The organism is Desulfurobacterium crinifex, assembly GCF_054656775.1.
This window is the reverse complement of the sequence record NZ_BAAHXO010000004.1, coordinates 427,448-447,466: the sequence shown is the minus strand read 5'-3', so window position 1 is coordinate 447,466 and position 20,019 is coordinate 427,448. Positions and strand designations below refer to the sequence as shown.

At 38.9% G+C, this 20,019-nt stretch carries 20 protein-coding genes; 8 read left to right on the top strand and 12 right to left on the bottom strand.

Annotated features, from left to right (window positions below):
• Position 1: 1 nt before the first annotated feature.
• The 3 genes from ACYQ3A_RS04295 to ACYQ3A_RS04285 are packed head-to-tail and all read right to left on the bottom strand — an operon-like array spanning position 2 to position 2,714.
• The gene (locus tag ACYQ3A_RS04295) at positions 2–1,165 is read right to left on the bottom strand and encodes a PP2C family protein-serine/threonine phosphatase (RefSeq protein WP_459895874.1); all 1,164 of its coding nucleotides are present in this window, start codon (positions 1,163–1,165) and stop codon (positions 2–4) included.
• Between the two features lie 23 nt (positions 1,166–1,188).
• A complete protein-coding gene (locus ACYQ3A_RS04290; RefSeq protein ID WP_459895873.1) occupies positions 1,189–2,352 on the bottom strand; it encodes a nucleotidyltransferase family protein in 1,164 nt (387 codons plus the stop codon).
• 29 nt (positions 2,353–2,381) lie between these two features.
• The gene (locus ACYQ3A_RS04285) at positions 2,382–2,714 is read right to left on the bottom strand and encodes an STAS domain-containing protein (protein ID WP_459895872.1); all 333 of its coding nucleotides are present in this window, start codon (positions 2,712–2,714) and stop codon (positions 2,382–2,384) included.
• A gap of 311 nt (positions 2,715–3,025) precedes the next feature.
• On the opposite strand from ACYQ3A_RS04285, the gene ACYQ3A_RS04280 reads away from it, so the two are divergent.
• Positions 3,026–3,295, top strand: coding sequence for a hypothetical protein (locus tag ACYQ3A_RS04280; RefSeq protein WP_459895871.1), 270 nt, complete (start codon positions 3,026–3,028; stop codon positions 3,293–3,295).
• A gap of 11 nt (positions 3,296–3,306) precedes the next feature.
• Positions 3,307–4,161 (top strand): S-methyl-5'-thioadenosine phosphorylase, encoded by an 855-nt coding sequence (mtnP, locus tag ACYQ3A_RS04275; RefSeq protein ID WP_459895870.1) that lies wholly within the window; start codon positions 3,307–3,309, stop codon positions 4,159–4,161.
• Between the two features lie 24 nt (positions 4,162–4,185).
• Here mtnP and ACYQ3A_RS04270 read toward each other — a convergent pair whose 3' ends face one another.
• Genes ACYQ3A_RS04270 through ACYQ3A_RS04255 form a run of 4 tightly spaced genes read right to left on the bottom strand, consistent with a single transcriptional unit; the run spans position 4,186 to position 6,369 of the window.
• Positions 4,186–4,854, bottom strand: a complete 669-nt coding sequence (locus ACYQ3A_RS04270; protein ID WP_459895869.1) for a carbonic anhydrase — start codon at positions 4,852–4,854, stop codon at positions 4,186–4,188.
• Between the two features lie 27 nt (positions 4,855–4,881).
• Positions 4,882–5,238 carry a rhodanese-like domain-containing protein gene (locus ACYQ3A_RS04265; protein WP_459895868.1) on the bottom strand — a complete coding sequence of 119 codons (357 nt, stop codon included), beginning with the start codon at positions 5,236–5,238 and terminating at the stop codon, positions 4,882–4,884.
• 29 nt (positions 5,239–5,267) lie between these two features.
• Entirely contained in the window at positions 5,268–5,621 is a 354-nt protein-coding gene (locus tag ACYQ3A_RS04260; protein WP_459895867.1) for an ArsR/SmtB family transcription factor, read from the bottom strand.
• Positions 5,622–5,634: 13 nt separating this feature from the next.
• Positions 5,635–6,369, bottom strand: coding sequence for a sulfite exporter TauE/SafE family protein (locus ACYQ3A_RS04255; RefSeq protein ID WP_459895866.1), 735 nt, complete (start codon positions 6,367–6,369; stop codon positions 5,635–5,637).
• Positions 6,370–6,445: 76 nt separating this feature from the next.
• Here ACYQ3A_RS04255 and ACYQ3A_RS04250 point away from each other — a divergent pair, with 76 nt between their 5' ends.
• The 4 genes from ACYQ3A_RS04250 to ACYQ3A_RS04235 are packed head-to-tail and all read left to right on the top strand — an operon-like array spanning position 6,446 to position 12,441.
• Positions 6,446–7,720: a TolC family protein gene (locus tag ACYQ3A_RS04250; protein WP_459895865.1), complete on the top strand. Its 1,275-nt coding sequence runs from the start codon at positions 6,446–6,448 to the stop codon at positions 7,718–7,720.
• On the top strand, positions 7,717–8,892 hold the full coding sequence (locus tag ACYQ3A_RS04245) for an efflux RND transporter periplasmic adaptor subunit (RefSeq protein WP_459895864.1): 1,176 nt from the start codon (positions 7,717–7,719) through the stop codon (positions 8,890–8,892). Before ACYQ3A_RS04250 ends, ACYQ3A_RS04245 begins: the two co-directional genes overlap by 4 nt.
• 23 nt (positions 8,893–8,915) lie before the next feature.
• A complete protein-coding gene (locus tag ACYQ3A_RS04240; protein WP_459895862.1) occupies positions 8,916–12,014 on the top strand; it encodes an efflux RND transporter permease subunit in 3,099 nt (1,032 codons plus the stop codon).
• Between the two features lie 4 nt (positions 12,015–12,018).
• Positions 12,019–12,441 (top strand): arsenate reductase ArsC, encoded by a 423-nt coding sequence (locus ACYQ3A_RS04235; protein ID WP_459895861.1) that lies wholly within the window; start codon positions 12,019–12,021, stop codon positions 12,439–12,441.
• A 171-nt stretch (positions 12,442–12,612) separates the two neighbouring features.
• Here ACYQ3A_RS04235 and ACYQ3A_RS04230 read toward each other — a convergent pair whose 3' ends face one another.
• Positions 12,613–12,792, bottom strand: coding sequence for an SLAC1 family transporter (locus ACYQ3A_RS04230; protein WP_459897428.1), 180 nt, complete (start codon positions 12,790–12,792; stop codon positions 12,613–12,615).
• Positions 12,793–13,003: 211 nt separating this feature from the next.
• On the opposite strand from ACYQ3A_RS04230, the gene ACYQ3A_RS04225 reads away from it, so the two are divergent.
• The gene (locus ACYQ3A_RS04225; RefSeq protein WP_459895860.1) at positions 13,004–14,047 is read left to right on the top strand and encodes a YeiH family protein; all 1,044 of its coding nucleotides are present in this window, start codon (positions 13,004–13,006) and stop codon (positions 14,045–14,047) included.
• A gap of 191 nt (positions 14,048–14,238) precedes the next feature.
• Complete coding sequence (locus ACYQ3A_RS04220; protein WP_459895859.1) at positions 14,239–15,372, top strand: IS256 family transposase; 1,134 nt, start codon at positions 14,239–14,241, stop codon at positions 15,370–15,372.
• A gap of 226 nt (positions 15,373–15,598) precedes the next feature.
• On the opposite strand, the gene ACYQ3A_RS04215 is transcribed toward ACYQ3A_RS04220, so the two are convergent.
• The 4 genes from ACYQ3A_RS04215 to ACYQ3A_RS04200 form a co-directional block, all read right to left on the bottom strand.
• A complete protein-coding gene (locus tag ACYQ3A_RS04215) occupies positions 15,599–16,573 on the bottom strand; it encodes a polyprenyl synthetase family protein (RefSeq protein WP_459895858.1) in 975 nt (324 codons plus the stop codon).
• A gap of 10 nt (positions 16,574–16,583) precedes the next feature.
• Positions 16,584–17,177 (bottom strand): orotate phosphoribosyltransferase, encoded by a 594-nt coding sequence (pyrE, locus tag ACYQ3A_RS04210; protein ID WP_459895857.1) that lies wholly within the window; start codon positions 17,175–17,177, stop codon positions 16,584–16,586.
• Between the two features lie 117 nt (positions 17,178–17,294).
• A complete protein-coding gene (hisF, locus tag ACYQ3A_RS04205; RefSeq protein ID WP_459895856.1) occupies positions 17,295–18,050 on the bottom strand; it encodes an imidazole glycerol phosphate synthase subunit HisF in 756 nt (251 codons plus the stop codon).
• 9 nt (positions 18,051–18,059) lie between these two features.
• A complete protein-coding gene (locus ACYQ3A_RS04200; protein WP_459895855.1) occupies positions 18,060–19,994 on the bottom strand; it encodes an EAL domain-containing protein in 1,935 nt (644 codons plus the stop codon).
• Positions 19,995–20,019 lie beyond the last annotated feature (25 nt).

Below are 20,019 nucleotides of genomic sequence, written 5' to 3'. Positions count from 1 at the left end.
CTTATTCTCCAGTCCATTTGAATCCCATGATAGATATGTCATCAGGGAAGTTTCCATGGTTACAGTACCTCCTTACATCTTCAATAAGTAGTTCAAACCTTTCAGAAAGAGGTAAAGATCTGTTTTCCTGAAGAATCCGTTTTATTCTTTCCCTTCCATAAAGGTTACCGTCTGGGGAGAAAACCTCAGCTATACCGTCGGTAAATACCACAATTTCATCTCCTGGAGAGAGCTCTATTGTAATTTCTTCATAGCTTTGCGGCAATCCCATTCCTACGGGAGGTCCTCCTCCTTCCTCAATATAAGTCGTCCTATCTTTTGATAGGAGCAGAGGAGGATTGTGTCCTGCCCGGCAGAATGTAAATTTACCAGTTTTAATGTTTAGAATACCATACATGATTGTGAAAAATTGTTCATGAACAGCCAAAATATTGTTAAACTCGTTATCCAAGAACTCTATCACCTTCTTAGGAGGGGTAATCTGGTAGTACGGAGGATAGCGAGAAGGGAATTTTAAAATGGGATATGGCTTAGAATGGAGGTCTGGAGTAAGGCGGTGATATAGAACTAAGGAGTAGAATCCACTTGATACTCCGTGCCCGGAAATATCTATCTGGTACATGCCAATGTGGCTTTCATCAAGTCTAAATACGTTGTAAACGTCACCAGATATAAAATCGCTTGGAATAAAATGGGTTGCGAACTCTACATTCTTTAGATTGAGTTCACCTATGTTTTCAATATCTTCCTTTATCTTCTCATAGACAGTACGAATTTTTTCCCTTTCTTCTCTTAACTGTGTGTCAAACTCAACGAGTTTTTTGCCGAGCAGCAGTTTAACTTTCAGTTCTATGGGTTTAACAGGTTTGAGAATGTAATCGCTGGCTCCGGTGTTAAGGGCTTCAATGATCTTTTCTTCCTGTTCCTTTGAGCCTAAAAGAATAATGTGAGTGTATTTCGTTCCTCCTAAATGCCTTAATTTCTGGCAGAGTTCTATATCATGATGTTCTACATCTATAATGACTATTCCAACTTCCAAGAAATTTTCCTGAAACGCTTTTATAAGCTCATCTTCCTTGGAGAAGGTAATGACTTTAAATCCTAAATTTCCAACTTGCTTCTGAAGAGAGGCTTCGAGACCAGGATTGGTGATAAATACTATCATCTGCTACCCTCAGTTGCTAAGTCTTAATCATTTAGACCCATGATTGCTTCAATGATAGCTCTTTCTTCCTCTGAAAGTTTCCTTTCTTCTTTTCTTGCATCATCAACTATCCAACCAAAGTCGGCTTCTTCAATGTCGATAGAAACTCCTAATGGATTTATACAGTACTTTCCGGCTACTATCTTTTCCTTTAAATTTGCAATTCCGCTAACCTTGGTATACTCCATGATTATGCTTCGTTCTATGTATGCTCCACTCTCAATGACGCATCCTGAACCAATAACTGTCGGACCAACAATTTTCACTCCTGGCTCTATCTTAACGCTTCCTCCTATGTAGACGGGAGGTACAATCTCAATGGACGAAAAGTCAACGCTGAGATTAATCCCAGCCCACACGCCGGGCATTACTTCTCTACCGTGAGGTTTCACTCCGTTTACTTCACCTTTAAGAACCTTCATGATTGTCTGAAAATAATCGCGGGTTGTTCCTATGTCAAACCATTGAAAGGGAACACTAAATCCATAAAATTCTTCTCCTGCTTCAACTAACTTTGGTAAAAGATCCTTTCCTATGTCGTATTCAACGTTTGAAGGGATATAATCAAAAACCTTGGGGTTAAAGACGTAAATTCCGGTATTAATCTTGTTACTGAGAGCTTCTTCTACCTTTGGTTTTTCCTGAAAAGCTGTAACTCTATCGTTGTCATCGGTGACAACAACACCATACCTATAAACTTCTTCTTTTGGTACTTCTTTAAGCACTACTGTCGCAATTGCATTACGGGATTTGTGGTATTCCATGAGCTTTGTCAAGTCAAGGTCTATAATGGCATCTCCACACAAGACGAGAAAGTCATCATCAAAGAAACCTGAAAAATCCTGAACTTTCTTCAATCCTCCAGCAGAACCAAGTCCCATAGGAATGATTTCGCCTTCCTTAACTTTTCCTTCAAGAGAGTAAGCAATGTTTACGCCGTAATCAGCACCGTTTCTGTAGTATTCTTCTATCTTTCCTGCTAAGTATCCAACCGTGACTATAATGTCATTGAATCCATGCTTCTTTAGCAACTCAATGAGGATACTCATCAGTGGTCTGTCAATTACTGGAACCATTGGTTTTGGAACAATGTAAGTTAAAGGTCTTACTCTGGTACCTTTACCACCTGCTAAAATTACTGCTTTCATCACTACTTTCTCCCAATTTTAATGTTTTTTTAATGGTTTAGAGCTTCTTCCTTTGAGTTGTAAATCTTGATAATTGTATTTAACCGTGTAATATCGAAGAGTTCATTGACTAAGGGAGATAGATTACATAGTTCAAGCTCACCGTTAACCTCTTTTAACTTCTTAAAAAGGGACACAATTACTCCAAGAGCGGTGCTGTCCATAAATTCCACATTAGAGAGGTCCAAAACAAGGTTTTTCTCTCCCTCTTCAATAATGGGAGTTATGAGGTTTTTGAATTCTTTAGCATTGGATATGTCCAGCCGGTTAATTTCTGGGGTTATTACTAACTTGTTGTTATGTTTTTGAGTCTGAGCATTCATGCTTTTACCTCCTCTTTTTTTATAACTTCTCAATCTTATTCTACAACAAAACTTGCGAAATCTTATAGCAATGTGAATGGTGATTAGTGAACGATGAATGGTGGATAGTAAATGGATTTTTTTACTTTTCATATCTTACTTCTCACCATTCACTCCTTTGTTATTACGTGTTTCGAGCTCCAATTTCCGTCGCCTGTTACCTGTTACTTGCTACCGGTTGCTCATTTTGAAAAGGGGAAAACCGAAAATTAATCCTGTACAATTTATCTAACACTAACCACAATACTAAAGCTTACTACAAGGAGGAGGCTATGATTCTTTCTTTTGGTGAAATCCCACAGGAGCATGATATTGTGAACATCGCTTATGCTTTTGCTCAGCAGAAGCAGAAAACCTGGTTCAACGGAGAACTCCCAATTGATCCTGTTATGAGAGTTGTTTCAATGCTTGAACAGCAGGCTGAGCAGCTAAAGGCTGATGGAGTTAAGAATATAACAATCAGAATCTTGGAAGGGACTGACGCAGACGGAGACAAGGTAATCAACGTCTGGGGAATGGGAACAATTGTAAAGCTTAAGTAAGGGAGGAATAAATGAAAATCGGAATCATTGGTGGAAGTGGTCTTTACGACATTGAAGGACTTACAGATGTTGAAGAGATTTCCCTTGAAACACCTTTTGGAAAGCCTTCTGACAGCTATATCCACGGAAAACTTGCAGGGAAGGATGTTTACTTCCTTCCAAGGCACGGAAGAGGACATATTTACCTTCCATCTGAGGTTCCTTATAGGGCAAACATCTACGGTTTCAAGATGCTTGGTGTTGACTGCATAATTTCCGTTAGTGCCGTTGGTTCTATGAAAGAGGAAATAAGACCTGGAGACTTTGTAATTGTTACTCAATACTTTGACAGAACAAAGAACAGACCTTCAACCTTTTTTGGAGATGGAATTGTTGCCCATGTTGCATTTGATAAGCCTACCTGCGAGCTTTTAAACGAAATCATTTACAATGCCTGTATAGAAGAGGGAATTCCTGTTCACAGAGAAGGAACTTACATCTGTATAGAGGGACCTCAGTTTTCAACGAAAGCAGAGTCCAAGATTTACAGAAGCTGGGGAGTTGATGTAATTGGAATGACAAACATTCCAGAGGCTAAACTTGCAAGAGAAGCTGATATTCCATACTCAGCAGTAGCCCTCGCAACAGATTATGACGTCTGGAAAGAAGGAGAAGAGGTTAGCGTTGAAAAGGTCCTTGCAACAATGGCTAAAAATATAGAAAACGCCAAGAAGATGCTGAAAAGAGTTATAGAAGCTCTTAAACCTGAAGACCTTGAAAACTCTCCGGCAAGAACAGCCCTCGTTGGTGCTATCCAGACGAAGCCTGAGTACATAACAGAGGAAGTTAAGAAGAGACTGGAACTATTGCTTAAGGATAGAATTTAATTTGGGGGCTCCGAGCGGAGCCCTTTAAACAACTATTTTTTCTTTTAAATCTTCAGGAATCAGACTTAAAGCTTCACTTTCCCGTATTTTCTCGGCATCAGTTTCACCATTGATGTTTATGATCACAATTCTTCCGTAGCCCTTTCCGTAGGTGTTTGCAAAGTCATAAACAGCACCAACTACAACCAGCCTGCCATCTTCTACATATTCTCTATAGCGGTCAATGGCTATTTGGACCTGCCAGTTGACGTTAATCTCAACTCCATTAAGCCATGCCTTTTCAAAAGTTTCTGATTTGTTTACTTTTGACAGGGGTATGTAGAGGTGATCAAGTTCATTTCTTATACTTTCAGCTTCTTTTTCGTAGCCTTTCAAAAATGTTCCAATAGCTCCACAATGGACGTGACCAAGGATGAAAAGAACAGGCGTTTTCAGGTGGAAAATGCCGTAATCAACAGAGCCCTTAGTGTTTTCAATCTGGTTTCCGATATTTCTGATAACAAAGACCTTATTAATCATATCCTGAAAGAAAATCTGTGGTTGAACCCTTGCATCTGAACAGGTGACAAGAGTAACAACAGGATTCTGGGATTCAATGTGTTCTTTGAAGAAATCCTCGCCCTTACAGTTTACAAAGTTATCATTACCCAAAAAGATTTCTCTGATAACTTTCGCAGGAGATGAATTTTCCAACGGTGTCCTCCTTGGAGAGCTGAATGCTTAAGGTCTTGTAAGAGCTGCAATGTCATCAATTGTTGCAGCTAAAACTTTAACATTGTCAAATCCTTTCATTTTCAGGAAAACGTAGGCTATTCCAGCTCTGATTTTTCCAGGACAGAAAATAGCAACAAGCTTGTCTTTTGGAAGTTCTTGATATCGATCTGGAAGCTCGTTAAGAGGAATGTTTACTCCACAGTTAATTGATACGAGGTCTGTCTCTTCTTTTGACCTTACGTCAAGTAGTATGGCTTCTCCACTTTTCCACTTTTCATAAAAGCCTGAACCGTTAATTTTGAGCTGGTTTGCAAGGAACTCCCTCGTTTTTTCCCGGAGGATGTCTTCTATCTTCTTTTCCATTAGTACCTCCTAATTTTTTGAGGATAAAATTATTCTGATTTTAGCTCCTTGCAAACATTTTCCAAATGCACTTTTTTGAGTTTTTTCCTGTCCCTTTTTACAATTTCCCACTCTTCTCCAACACCTTTCAAGAACTGAACAAAGGTATTTATCTCAGGATCTTCAGGTTCTATAAGAAAATATTTAATCTTAACGCCTTCTCTTTTGTCTTTTACAATTCCAAAGTGTTTGAGTCGCGAAAGATGAGAAGAGACTGTAGCCATGGAGAGATCAAGAATTGATGCAATTTCGCAGACGTAGGCAGGTCTCTCCTGAAGGAGTTTTAGAATTCGCAGTCTGTTGATTTCTCCTAAGGTCTTTAGAGCTTCTACAAACTTTTTCATTCTGGATATTCCTTTAAACAAATTTTGTCAAAAACTTAATTCCGAGCAGGAAGAAAATTATTCCAAGGATCTTCTTAATATGTTGAGGTTTCAGGTATTTGTGACTAATGTATGCTGCTAAATATCCAGCAAATGCGGCAGGAACTGCGGAAGAAAGAGTAATCGTCCAGTTGACACTTCCCATTTTCCAGTAGGTGAAAAATCCTGTTATTGAAGAAAAGGGAACGGTAAAGGCTGTAACTGCTGCAACCTTTTTGGGATTAAATCCAGCAACTATCAGAATTGGAGAAATCAATCCTCCGCCTCCAACTCCTAAGAATCCTGAAACAAAACCAGCTAAACCACCGGTGAACAGAGGTAGAGCAATTGAGGAATTTTCTCTGAAAATTCCTTTCTTCGGGATGTAAACCATAAGTCCGGCAAAGAAAAGGAAGGCTGTAAACGCTATACCGACAACTTTTTCGGGAACAAGGTGAGAGCAGTAACCACCAACCGGAGCTGTTAGAATGGAAGTAATAACGATTGGGAACGTAAGCTTAAAGTCTATTAAATTTTTCTTCAGGTTGTGAGCTGTTGCAGAGAATGTTGAAACAAAGTTTGTGAAAAGACCTGCAGGTCTTGCCAGAGAAAACGGAACTCCAAGGAATACTAAAATCGGTATGAGGGCAACGGCTGAACCGAGTCCTCCAAGACCGAAAATGAAAGAGGTTAGGAAGGAAAGAGTAGCTATTTCAAATGTGTTTACCATTCCTGTTCCTCATAAATCGTTTTGGTAATTGACAAAATATTAAATATCAGATAGCTTTTCAATGGAGGTCAAAGGAATGAGAGGACTTCTTTTAGTATTAACTCTTTTCCTATTTTCGTCTACCAACGCCCTGACTTTGAAAGAGGCCGAGGAGTTAGCTGTAAAAAACTATCCGGAACTTAAAACCTTAGAGCTCCAGTCTGAAAGTAGCAGAATAAAGGCAAAATCTATAAAACTCACTAGGTTCGGCGAGATTAATTTAAACGCTAAACTTACAGACTTTAACAGAAACTACATGTTGGTTCCCATGTCTAACCTACCAAGTCCTCAAAACTCTCCTCCTTTTGACAGTAAGACTTTTTCCTACGGTATCTCCTATTCAATGCCTCTTTACCTTGGAGGAAACATTTCGAGGCGGGTGAAAATTGCGGAGCTCCAGGCAGAGATACTCAAAAATCTTAAAATGGCGACAGAGTGGCAAGTAAAGTATAACGTTGATGCACTTTACTTAAACTACCTTTCTCTTTCCGAGACAGAAAGAGCTCTAAAATCTTACAGAGAGAGCCTTCTTAAACTTCAGGAAGATGTTAAAGCCGGAATAAAGGCTGGAAAGTTTGCAAAGGTTGACCTTCTAAAGGTTGAGTATTCAGTTGAAGATGTCCAGTCAAAGATAGATGAGATTAAAGCTAAAAAGAGTGCAATTATTACAGCCCTTGAAACTCTGGTTGGGAAGAAAATAGATAAACTTGAACCTGTAGAAGTTAACTATCAGGAGAAGAACTATTCACTTGAAAAACTTTACAGCGAGCTCCTTCGAAGGAATCATTTTCTCAGAGTAAAGGAAAAAGAAGTCAAAGTTTCTTTGAAAGAGATTAAAACAGAAAAGGGAAAGTATGGCCCGAAAATAAAACTTGATGCTCTCTACGCAAGAAACTACGGATTTGACTCTAAGGAAAACGAGGGATACGGGACAGTAACGTTGAATTTTCAGCTTCCAGTTTTTGAGTTTGGAAGAAAAAAATACGATATCTTAAGTGCAAACTTGAGGAAACTTTCAAAGGAAAAAGAGTTTGATAAAGTAAAAAGAGAGCTGAAGAGAGAACTGGCAGAGACAATTGCCGATTTAAATTCCATCCAGTATAACATAAAAGCTCTCGAAAAAAAGCTTGAACTTGCAAAAGAGGTTGAAAGAATAGAAAAACTCAAGTACGAAAGCGGTAAGGGGGATATGGATCACCTTCTCCTTGCAAAAGCAAAAAGGTTTCTCACAGAAGCAGAACTGAGTGCTTCTTACTATAGGTGGGAAAGCACTTTAAGGAGAATCAATGCACTTCTGGAGGTTGAAAGATGAAATCACGAATAGCCTTTATTTTAATTGTTGCAATTATTCTTGGTGCCGTTGCTATAAAGAAAAGAAGAGCTGAGATAGCAAAAGTTCCTCCTCCAAAGGTCTATCCTATCCACGTCGAGTGGACAACTGTTAAGAGTGGGGAGTTGCGAGATGAGTTTGGTTACGTTGGAACAGTTAAGCCTTATAGTTATGCAACAATCTCTACAAAGGTTTCTGGAACGATTTTAAAAGTTTATAAAAGAGAGGGGGATCATTTCCAAAAAGGTGAGCTCCTTGTGAAAATAGACAGCTCTGAGATTACAAACAACATACTTGCCTTAGAAGATGAAAAAAGAGCAAAAGAGAGTATTCTTCCAGGACTGAAGGCAGAGCTTAGAGCAGCAGAAATTACGCTAAGAAATGCTAAGGAAGATTTTAACAGGGAGAGATTCCTCTACGAGCGAGGAGCTGTTCCAGAGACGGATGTTGAAAGAGCAGAAAATCAACTTGCAGCCGCTGAGTCGAAGGTAGAGACCCTTAAAGCAAAGATTGAGGAGCTCAAATCAACCATTTTTTCAATAGAAAAGAAGATAAAAGTTCTTAAATCTCAACTGAAATACACGGAAATCAGAGCTGTTGACGATGGGGTTGTTTCAGAAGTCCTTGCCTACGAAGGAGATATGGCACTTCCGGGAAAACCGATAATGAAGGTTTACTATCCGAAGTATGGCTTTAGGGTTTTAATTAACGTTCCTCCAGAAGATGCTAAGGAAATTCCGATTGGAAGTTCTGTTTTCAGTGGTGGAAAAGAAATCGGAAAGCTGGTTAAATACTATCCTTCTGCAAACTTTAAAAACTCGCTCTACGTGGCTGAAGTAAAGATTAACAGAACTTCCGGTTTAAAACCCGAAGAGAATCTATCTCTTCAGCTCTATGGAAAGGCTTACAAAGGACAGATTGTTTCCATCTACGCCATTCTTCACATGAAAGATGGAGACTATGTTCTGGTAATAGAACAGAACGGGAAAGTAAAACCTATCAAAGTTAAAGTTCTGAAAACAGTGAAGGATAAAGCACTTATCTCCTCTAATCTTCCAGAGGGAACAAAGTTAGTAGTCGGCAGAGAGAGTAAACTCCTTGAGGTTATGAGAAGGGGAGAAGCCGCTCTAAGTGAGAGGGAATACTCTTCCTAAGGAAGATAGCTTGGAGGCTTTTGATGGATAAGATAATTGAATGGTACGTAAGAAAACCTCATACGATATTGGCGATACTTCTTTTCTTCTGCGTCATTGGACTAATTGGTTTTAAAGAAATTCCAAGGAAGTTCTTTCCAGATGCAAATAGACCTCAGGTTGCAATAGTTACAGTTGAGCCGGGAGCTTCAGCGGAAGATGTTGCCTCTCATATAACAAGACCAATTGAACAGAGAATGAAAACCCTTGATCTCGTCCGTACGGTTAGGTCTATTTCAAAGGATGAGGTTTCTGTAGTTACTGTTGAGTTTGAATACGAAAAAGGGATAGATGCAGCAGCAACTGACGTTTCAAACGAACTCTCAAAAGTTTTACCCTTCCTTCCAAACGATATTCTTCCTCCACAGGTATACAAAGTAACCGATGCAACGAATCCTGTAATGGTCATTGCAGTATCTCCTAAATCTGGTAGTGGTCTTTCACTTGCTCAGGTTAGAGAAATTGCAGAAAACGAAATAAAGGACAGACTTTTAAACCTTCCCAACGTCTCAGATGTGGAAATCTTTGGCGGATACAAACGTGAGATAAGGATTTATCCAGACTATTTAAAACTTGCAAAGTACAACATTTCTCTTTACCAGCTTGCTAAAGCCATAAGAGAGAACAACAGAAATGTTCCGGTTGGATTGACGATAAATAGAGAAGGTCTTGTAGTTCTAAAGCTTGAAGATGAAGTAGACAAGATAGAGAAATTGAAAAATATCTACGTTGCTCCAAATGTTCAGCTTAAAGACGTTGCAAAGGTAGAGTGGGGCTATAAGGAGAGGCTCTCTGCCTACCACGGGAACGGAAAACCAGCGATCGGAATAAGCATTTTACGTTCTCCAAAAGGTTACGAGCTTCCAGCCATTGAATCTGTCATGAACTTTTTGCCAGAGCTCAAAAAACTCTATCCGCAGCTGAACTTTGAGATTGCCGATACACAAGAGTGGATGATTAAACTTTCCAACAAAAACATGTTTGAAGCCCTTAGAGATGCAGTTTTAATGACTCTCTTTGTAATATTTCTCTTCCTTGCAAACATTAGGATGCTCATAGTCTCTTTCTTCTCTATTCCAGTAACTTACCTCATAACAATTGGCCTTATGTGGCTCTTTGGATTCAACTTCAACATAGTTACCCTGACCGCCATTATTCTTGCTCTTGGCATGCTGACAGATGATGCGGTTGTAATCGTCGAGAGTATTGAGAGACACTACTTTGAACTGAGAAAGGATATCTGGAAGGCAACCATTGATGGAACAAGAGAAGTAATGTTGGCTGACTTCAGTGGTACCTTTACAACGATAGTTATGCTCCTTCCGATAGTTTTTATTGGTGGATACGTTCAAAAGATACTTCAACCATTATCTCTCGTTCTCATTATCTCCCTCGTCGTTTCTTACATTGTCTCAATAACTCTGCTTCCAATGATAACTCCCTACATTCTCAAAAAGACGCCGGATAAGAACTTCCTTGAAAGAAAGGTTTACAGCTTCTTTGTTAAGGGTTTGGTCTTCAGGACTGGCAACTTTTACGCTTCTGTTGTTAGCTCAGTTCTAAGCAGTCCTCTAAGGAAGGTAGCTTTCCTCCTTTTAGCCGTTGTCCTTTTTGGATTAACTATGAAAAATGTAATGCCTCTCCTAGGCAGGGATTTAATGCCTCCTATGGATACAGGGCTTGTAATCGTCAGGGCGGAGGCAGACCCAAACTCTTCACTTGAGAAAACTGAAGAGATACTCTCAAAGATGGAGAAAGCCATTTACTCAATGCCGCAAGTTTTAAGAGTTTCCTCAACTATTGGTTCAGAGCCGGGAGTTCTTTCCTTTGGAAGTGGAAAGCTTCCTCAGCAGATTGAGATGAAGATTCAGTTCATCGACAGGTTCCACAGGAAAGAGACAATATGGCAGATAGAGGAGAAACTGAGAGAGAAGTTAAGCCAGATTCCCGGCCTCAAGTATGTCAACGTTATGGACTTTGGAGCAACGCCCCTTTCTTCAATTAAAGCAACCATAGATGAAATGGTTTACGGGAAAGATCCTGAGATTCTTAACAAAATTGGAGACAAACTTCTTTCTCTCATGTACAAGGTAAAAGGTTTAACCTCTGTCTCAAGAAGTTGGTACATGGATAAAAAAGAGTACATTCTTCAGATAGACGCAAATAGATCTGCCCTTTACGGCTTAACACCTCTTGAGATAGCAAACTACGTTGGTGGGTACGTTAAAGGTATTCCAGCTTCTTCCTTTGTCATCCCAATGGAAAATGGAATGGTAATAAGAGTAATTCTTCCAAAGGAGGAGAGAAGTTTTATAGACCAGCTGAAATCAATCCCGATACCAACAAAGAAAGGTTTCATTCCCCTCTCCTACTTTGCAACCTTTAAATCGCAAAACGTTCAAAACGTTATTACCCACCAAGATTTGTTAAATGTCTTAGACATCGAAGGCTATAGGGCTACAGCACCAACAACTTTCCTCCAGATGCAGATAAATTCCTTAGAGAAATCTTTAAAACTTCCACAAGGATACGGTGTATCTCACGAAGGAGAAATGAAACAGATGCAAGAAAGTTTTTCACGACTGTTTAAATCCCTTGCAATAGGAATCGTTATTCTCTACTTCTCCCTCGTTATGGTCTTTGGCTCTTTCTCTTATCCAATCTCTATCATAGCGGCTATTCCCCTTTCAATCATAGGAGCTGCTATAGCTCTCCTAATTACAGGCAAGCCCCAGTGTATGCCTTCCTTCATGGGAATGATTCTTCTTGCTGGAGTTATCGTGAACAACTCGATTCTTCTCATTGACTTTATCCAAAAGGCCAAAAGTGAGGGAAAACCATTAAAAGATGCCATCTTAGACAGTATCAGAATAAGAACACGTCCAGTTCTCATGACCGCTTTTGGAACATCCGTTGGTATGATTCCTATAGCCCTTGGCTGGGCTCTGGGACTTGAGAGGCTTGCTCCACTGGCAGTCGTTGCAATTGGAGGGCTTATAATTGGAACTTTTATGACTCTTGTTTTTGTTCCTGTTTTGGTTTCGTTTATTGAAGACATAAAAGGTTGGGTAAGGAGTGGCTAAGGAAATGACTATCAAAATTGGCTTTATCTGTACAGGTAACTCATCAAGGAGTCAGATGGCGGAAGGATTTGGAAAGTTTTTTGCAGGAGAGTGCGGTAAAAAGATTGAGGTTTACTCAGCAGGTGCAGAACCGACAGGTTACATTCATCCGTTCGCTATAAAGGTTATGGAAGAAGAAGGGATAGATATTTCAAATCAGAGATCCAAATCCCTTGATGAGATCCCTCTGATGGAGCTTGATTGCGTTATAACTCTTTGTGGTGACGCTGCAGAAAAGTGTCCTTTTGTTCTTGGAGCAAACATTATTCATTGGGGGCTTCCAGACCCAGCGAGGGTGGAGGGAACAGAGGAAGAAAAGTTGATGGCTTTCAGAGAGATAAGAGATGAAATAAAAAAGAGAGTCAAAGATCTGATTGAACGGTTGTAGCTATCTATTTCACATTTTCGCAATTTTCTATAGATTTGGGTACTCAGTTTCTTCAGATAAACGTGATGCTTGGAAAAGATATTCAGATTTCATTCTTTTGAATGTTTTAATTGAAAGCTAAAGAGAATTCCTAAGACTCTAAAGTCATTGTATTCCTGTTACATGCCAAAGCTAAAGAGTTGTAGCCGTAAATACACCAATAGGAAAAGTGAATTCCCACCATCCCCTATTGAAAAGCCAACCCTCTTTAAGGAATTTGATTTTAATAAGCCTATTCATAACGTACCACCGTGAACCATATTCCCATAGCAACAATCCAGTAATGAAACAAATGAAGATAAAAAGTTGCAACGTGAACAAGATCTGTTCCTGCAAATGCTATTTTTGAAGCGTTACCTAAAGTTCCTGTCCCAAAGATTTTAAGTTGACATGTAACAGCTTAGGTGTTTAATTAACTACTAAGGGGTGGTTAGGGGGCATAAACAGGAGAGATTTTACATAAAGCTCGCTCCAAAGGAAAAAAACTAACAGTTGGTTTGTTTTTTAAAAAAAGGAGGTCCAATTGGCAGTCATTAAAGAAAATAGAACACACACTCTGAATGGAATTTTATTCGTGGCTCTCTTCGCCATTGCGGCAACATATATATCTCAATGGCCCATTGTAAGGCATCTGGGAATTAGTCCTTTAATAGTAGGAATCATATTGGGAATTTTCTATGCAAACACTTTAAGGAATAAACTTCCTGAATCCTGGACTCCTGGAATCGTTTTTTCAACCAAAACACTCCTGAGGTTAGCCATTATCCTTTATGGATTCAGAATTACGTTTCAGGCTATAGAAGCCGTTGGAGTATCAGGCATAATTGCCAGTACAATAATTGTATTTTCTACGTCTCTTATAGGATATCTGATTGGTACAAAATTACTCAAACTGGACAGAGATACTTCTATTCTCACAAGTGCGGGAAGTTCCATCTGTGGCGCGGCAGCTGTTCTTGCTACTGAACCAGTAGTTAAAGCAGAAGCTCACAAGAGTGCTATTGCTGTTTCAACAGTAGTCCTGTTCGGAACAATAGCAATGTTCCTTTATCCTATTCTGTACAAGTCTGGAGTTTTGGGATTTGACCCGAAAACAATGGGCATATACACAGGTTCCACTGTTCACGAAGTTGCCCATGTTGTAGCTGCAGGAAATGCTGTAGGAACTGAAGTAGCCGAAGATGCCATTATTGTAAAAATGATTAGAGTGATGTTAATAGCTCCATTTTTGATAATCCTAAGTCTACTACTTTTAAAGACAGGAAGAATTACGGAGAATGGAAAAAGAAAAATAACAATTCCGTGGTTTGCTGTAGGTTTCATTGCAGTTGCTATTTTTAACTCTTTCAATCTTCTTCCGGTAGGAGTTGTTAACGCTATTAACAGTTTAGATACTTTCCTGCTTACAATGGCAATGACTGCATTGGGAATGGAGACAAACTTACAGAAATTCAAAGGGGTAGGACTAAAACCTATCTATCTAGCATCTGTCTTGTTTGTGTGGTTAATTGTAGGTGGTTATTTTGTAACGCTTTTCTCAGTAAAAGTAGAAGCATTGTTCCGGTAAAGAAATTTTAAAAACTTATTAGTTTGGTAAGTAATTTTATGTAAGAGGTGCTGCTCAGTGGGTAAGCGAAAGTGTCCACGGTAAGAAACAAACTTTACTCCTACCGGTAGTGTACGATATTTTGTGTAAGCTTGAGAAATGGGATAACCTCCTGGGGAACACCCCACAAATACCAACCCCAGGAGGCAAAAATGGAACTACAGAAGATTTTACCAGACCTCGTTAAAGAAGTGGTAAAACAAACCTTAGAGTCAATCATGACAGCTGAAAGAGAAGTGTTTCTTAAAGAACATGGAGGAACAAAGAACGGTTTTTACGTCAGAAACCTTGATACTGTTGTAGGAAAACTAAAAAACCTGAAAATCCCAAGGGACAGGGAAGGAAGATTTAGAACTAAGCTGATAGAACCTTACAAAAGGAGAGACATCAACCTTGAGGACTTAATCCTTGGAATGTTTGCCTCTGGCATGAGTGCAAGAACAATAGCCCAAGCTCTTGAGAGCGTGTTTGAGCTTAAATACTTGCCTTCAACTATAAGTAAGATATCGCAGGTGACCTTAGAGGAAATAAGCAAGTGGAAACAAAGAAAGCTCAAGAGGAGATACTCAGTCATAATGCTTGACGGAATGTGGCTATCTGTCAGGAGAGATACTGTTGAGAAAGAAGTTGTTCTTTTTGCTCTTGGTATAGATGAGGAAGGATACAGAGAAATACTTGATTTTGAAGTTAATCCTTCGGAAGGAGCTGAGAGCTGGCTGGAAATGATAAAGAGGCTTTATGACCGTGGTGTGAGAGAAGTTCTCCTTTTCGTAGCTGATGGAGTTACTGGACTTGAGGAAAGGATAAAGGAGTACTTTCCAAAAGCAGACTTTCAATCCTGTGTGGTTCACAAAGTGAGAAATACTCTGAACAAGGTAAGAGCTAAAGACAGGAAGAAGATAGCGAAGGACTTAAAGAGGATATATCAAGCCTCTACGGAAGAAGAGGCTCTGAGGGGTTTTGAGAAGTTCAAAGAGAAGTGGGGATCAAAGTATCCTAAGGTTGTAAAGTCCTGGGAACAGGAGCTTTATAAGTTCCTTACGTTCCTCAAGTATCCTGAGTCCATTCAGAGAGTGATATACACGACAAATCTGATAGAAAGGACGATAAAGGAGATAAGGAAGAGGGTTAAGGTAATAGGAGCTTTACCGTCGGTTAGTGCTGTTGAGAAGTTCGTTTATCTCAGGGTAGCAGTGCTTAATGATAGATGGTCTGACAGGGTAATTAATGGCTTTTTAGAAGCCAGGGAGGAACTTAAGGAGATGTTTTTCAGGAGGTACTCCTAATAGCTTACACAAAATTATTGACACAACCTAGAGAAATGAAAGATATTTATGAAGCTAAAAGCTCCTAAGAAAGTTTTTTGAAGAAGAACCGCCTATGCCTATTGTGACTCACGAATAGCATTGATTAAAGTCTCTCTATGATGGCTTGCCTTTTAAATGCACAGCAAGATATAAAAGTCTATATGGAGAAGGTGTTAAAGCTCTGTGAAAAGTCTATGAGGTAAACTTAATATGTTCTTTCAACAATAAAGTCTGCAATTTCGAATAGAGCTTTTCTTAAAGGTGATTCTGGAAAGACGTTGAGGACTTCTTTCGCTCTTTCTACGTAGTCTTTTGCAAGTTTGATTGTTTCTTCAACTCCGCCTTTTTCAAATGCAAATTGTCTTACAGATTCGATTTGTTCCGTAGTTGGTTCAACAGTTGATAGAACTTGGGAAATTCTTTCTTTTTCAGATTCTGTTGCTTTTTTCAGTGCTGAAAGGAGAGGGTAGGTTACCTTCCCTTCTCTAATGTCATTTCCAGCAGGTTTCCCGATTGTTTTCTCATCAGATATGTAGTCAAAGGCATCATCGACAAGCTGAAATGCGTAACCGATGAATTTACCGTAGTCTTTAAGAGCTTTCCTCTCTTCCTCCCTTGCTCCGCCAAGGATTCCACCGACTTCACAGCAGGTTGAGAGGAGTGAAGCAGTTTTTCGGTAAATTATGTCAAAGTACTCTTCCTCTGTGAGGTTAATATCTCCAATCTTTTCAAGTTGGAGGAGTTCTCCCTCTGCCATATCCTGAACGGTTTGGGCTGCAACCTTTAAAACCTCATTTCCACCGTAAACTGCAAGAATGTAAATGGCTTTTGCAAACATGTAGTCACCAACTAAGACTGCAACGTCGTTTCCAAAGACCTCATTTGCTGATAACCTTCCTCTCCTCAGCTTTGCACCGTCAACGATATCATCGTGAAGGAGAGTTGCTGTGTGCATATACTCCATAACCGTTGCAACGGGGATAAGCCTCTCAAGGGGAGCTTCAACAAGTTTTCCAGAAATGATTGTGAGTCCTGGTCTTACTCTCTTTCCACCACTATCAAGAATATAACCACCGGCTGTGAGGACGAGCCTAACGTTAGAATTGAGGAGCTCCCTTGAATAATCCTCAGCTTTTTCTAACTCTTCCCTTATGACTTCAAAAGGCTTAAAGATTTTCATGCAAAAACACCTATTTCAGTGGAATATTTCTACTTCCAGGTTTTATAAGGGGTATTTTACCTTCTTTACACAAAGGACAGGAATCTGGTTCATAGACCGGGACTTCAAGTCTCCAGAGTGTTGCAAATGGAACACCAAAATCCACTTTGCCGCCGCTTCTATCAACGAGACTTCCAACGGCAACAACTTCGCCGCCGTGTTGATTGACAACTTCTATTGTTTCTTTTGTTGACTTTCCGGTTGTTACGACGTCTTCAACGACAACTACTCTTTCGCCAGGTTCTATCTTGAAACCTCTCCTCAGAGTTAGCTTTCCATCAACCCTTTCTGAAAAAATTCCCCTCGTTTTAAGATGTCTTGCAGTCTCGTAGGAGACAATAATTCCGCCAATTGCTGGAGCTATTACAAGATCGTATTCAACTTCGAGGTTTTCTATTCTTCTTGCGAGTTCTTTACAGAGGATTTCTGAGTATTCAGGATACTGAAGAACCTTCGCACACTGGAGGTAGTATGGACTGTGGAGACCGCTTGAAAGGAGAAAGTGTCCTTCAAGGAAAGCATCAGCTTTCAGAAAAATCTCTTTAATTTGGTCCTCTGTAAGCATCTGTTTGCCTCCGATGAAAGTTATGTGTAATTTTAGGTTGCCCTTCAGCTTCTTTCAAGTTCGGGAATGGAGTGGCTGAAAAGTTTATCTGACGCTGAAGTGGCTTGAAGAGTCTGGTTAGACTCTTACCCAGACGCCTTTCTCTTTTAGGTATGTCTTTAGTTCTGGAATTGAAATTTCTTTGAAGTGGAAAACTGAAGCAGCAAGGACTGCATCTGCTTTTCCTTCAACGAGTCCCTCGTAAAAATGTTCTTTTGTTCCTGCTCCGCCAGATGCTATGACAGGTACAGAGACTGCCTCAGATATCGCCCTTGTCAATTCAATATCGTATCCAGCTTTTGTTCCGTCTCGATCCATTGAAGTTAAGAGAATTTCTCCAGCTCCCAAATCCACAACCCTTTTAGCCCACTCAATTGCATCTATTCCCGTTGGAGTTCTTCCTCCGTGGATGTAGACTTCCCAGGAATTCCCCTTTCTCTTTGCATCTATTGCAACAACGATGCACTGGGAACCAAACAGTTTTGCACCTTCATAGATTAACTGAGGTTTTTTTACAGCTGCCGTGTTTATTGAAACCTTATCAGCCCCAGCGTTTAAAAGATTTCTTATATCCTGAACAGTCTTGACACCACCGCCAACGGTCAGTGGCATGAAGACTTCTTCAGCAGTCCTCTTCACAACATCTATCATTATATTTCTCTTTTCGTAACTCGCGGTTATGTCAAGGAAAACAAGCTCATCTGCCCCCTGTTCATCGTAAACTTTTGCGTTCTCAACAGGATCTCCAGCATCTATCAGGTTTACAAAGTTAACACCCTTAACGACCCTTCCTTCCTTTACATCAAGGCAGGGAATAATCCTCTTTGCAAGCATATTCTCCTCTCACACTAAAATTTTTGGTTCCTCAAAATAGTAACCTTGAGCGTAATCTACTCCAAGTTTTTCAAGTTTCTCTACTATTTTTTCATTCTCAACAAATTCTGCAACTGTATTGATGTTTAAAGAGTGAGCCATACTATTTACAGTTTTTACTATTTTCTCAGCCTTTTCAGATTCGGGGATTTTCCTTACGTAACTACCATCTATCTTTAAAAGTTTAACAGGAACTCTTTCTATGATTTCTACAAAGTGTGAAAAAGAAGAGTAGCCAGTTCCGAAATCATCTATGGATATAGGAACTCGCATTTTATTAAAGAAATCAACGATTATGTCAAAGTCTTCTATTGTTGCCTGTTCAGTTATTTCAAATCCAAACTTTAGTCCTATTTTCTTCATCTGCTCGGAAAGTTTTTTTACTTCTTCAAATGATGGACTAATCTTAAATGTCCTTGGACTGATGTTTACAAATATGAATTTATCTTTAAAGAGTTTTGCATTCTCGACAATTTTCTTTAAAACCATAACATCCAGAAGATCAATTAACCTATACTCGTATACTAAGTCTATAAACTCATAGGCAGGAACAATTTCTCCTTTATTGTTTCTGAGTCTCACAGGAATTTCATAATGGCTTATAGTTTTTGTTTTAAGGTTATAAATTCCTTGAATAGCTAATCCCAGCTTACCGTAAGAAAGTTTTTCTACTAAATCTTCATAAAGACTTTTAAAAATTGCTATTTTTCGATAACTATCAAGCCTTTTTAGATCCAATACAAACAAATCTGTTGGACTCTTCTTACTTTCTCTAAGGGCAAACCTAATAGTATTTAGAAGTCCTTTCTTGCTTATATTTGTATCTGCAGGAATTTTTAATAGAAAACCAGAAATATCCACCTTTATAGGTAAACTTTTGAATTCTTCTCTAATTAATTTTTTGAGCTTTAAGAAAATTTTCTCATAATCTATTTGCATACTATCAGAAACCACGCAAACTGCACCGTAAGAACACTTGATAACTGCTTGCCTTCTATCGTTTGGGACTAAGCTTACTAACTTTTTGATTAGTGAATAGAAGATATTGTCTCCTACTGTATATCCAAAAACTTTGTTTAGAAAAGATATTTCCCTTGGATCAACAACAAAAAGAATGGTTTCTTTCTTCTCATCTAAGATGAAAGAAACTATCTCTTCAAGAGATATATTTTTTTTAGCACTTTCAATGTTATTAAATATCTCTCCTAACTTTTCAAATAGGAAGTAAAGTGTTATTAAAATGAGATATGCTGGTAGATATTTTTCTTCATTAAAGTAGGTTCTAAAAAGCTTAAGGTAAGTATGAATTAAGGAGTGAATTCTATTTGTTTCTTTACAAATGTCTAACTTGTGACACGCTATTCTAAACTCCAAACTCTGCATATAATGAGTTATCGGACAATCTGAAATCTTTTCAATCTGGTAATCTTCATTTTCTAATACACTTTTTAAGCGTGAGAAGTGGGTGAGTAAGCTTTTAGCAACGTTAGAAGAGAGTTTCGCTTCTAACTTCCTTTCTTTTTCTGGTAAAGATTCCAATATAAAGCCTAAGGCAACAAAATTTGTGAATTTCTGCATGAATTGGTTAGCATGCTCTATAAGATGATTTGGGAGGTGTTCTGTATTTATGTAATTGATAACTTTAAAAAGAATTGTATTAATTACATCAATTATAAATGCAATACTTAAATCATTTCTGTAAAGCTTTCTCCCCAGATTTATTACTAATCTTTCAAAATTTTCCTTATCGTTTAAGAAGTAGGTTATTAACTCTTTAAACTGGGGTTTTATTTCCTTGCAGAAGGCATTTACATCTGTAATTCCTTGTTTTTTCCTTATATTATTTGGTAGCTCTTTTAAGTAATCAGTACAGAAGATATCGAATAATTTAAGATATTCTTCCAAGAGGCACCTCATCCCTATCCCCTAA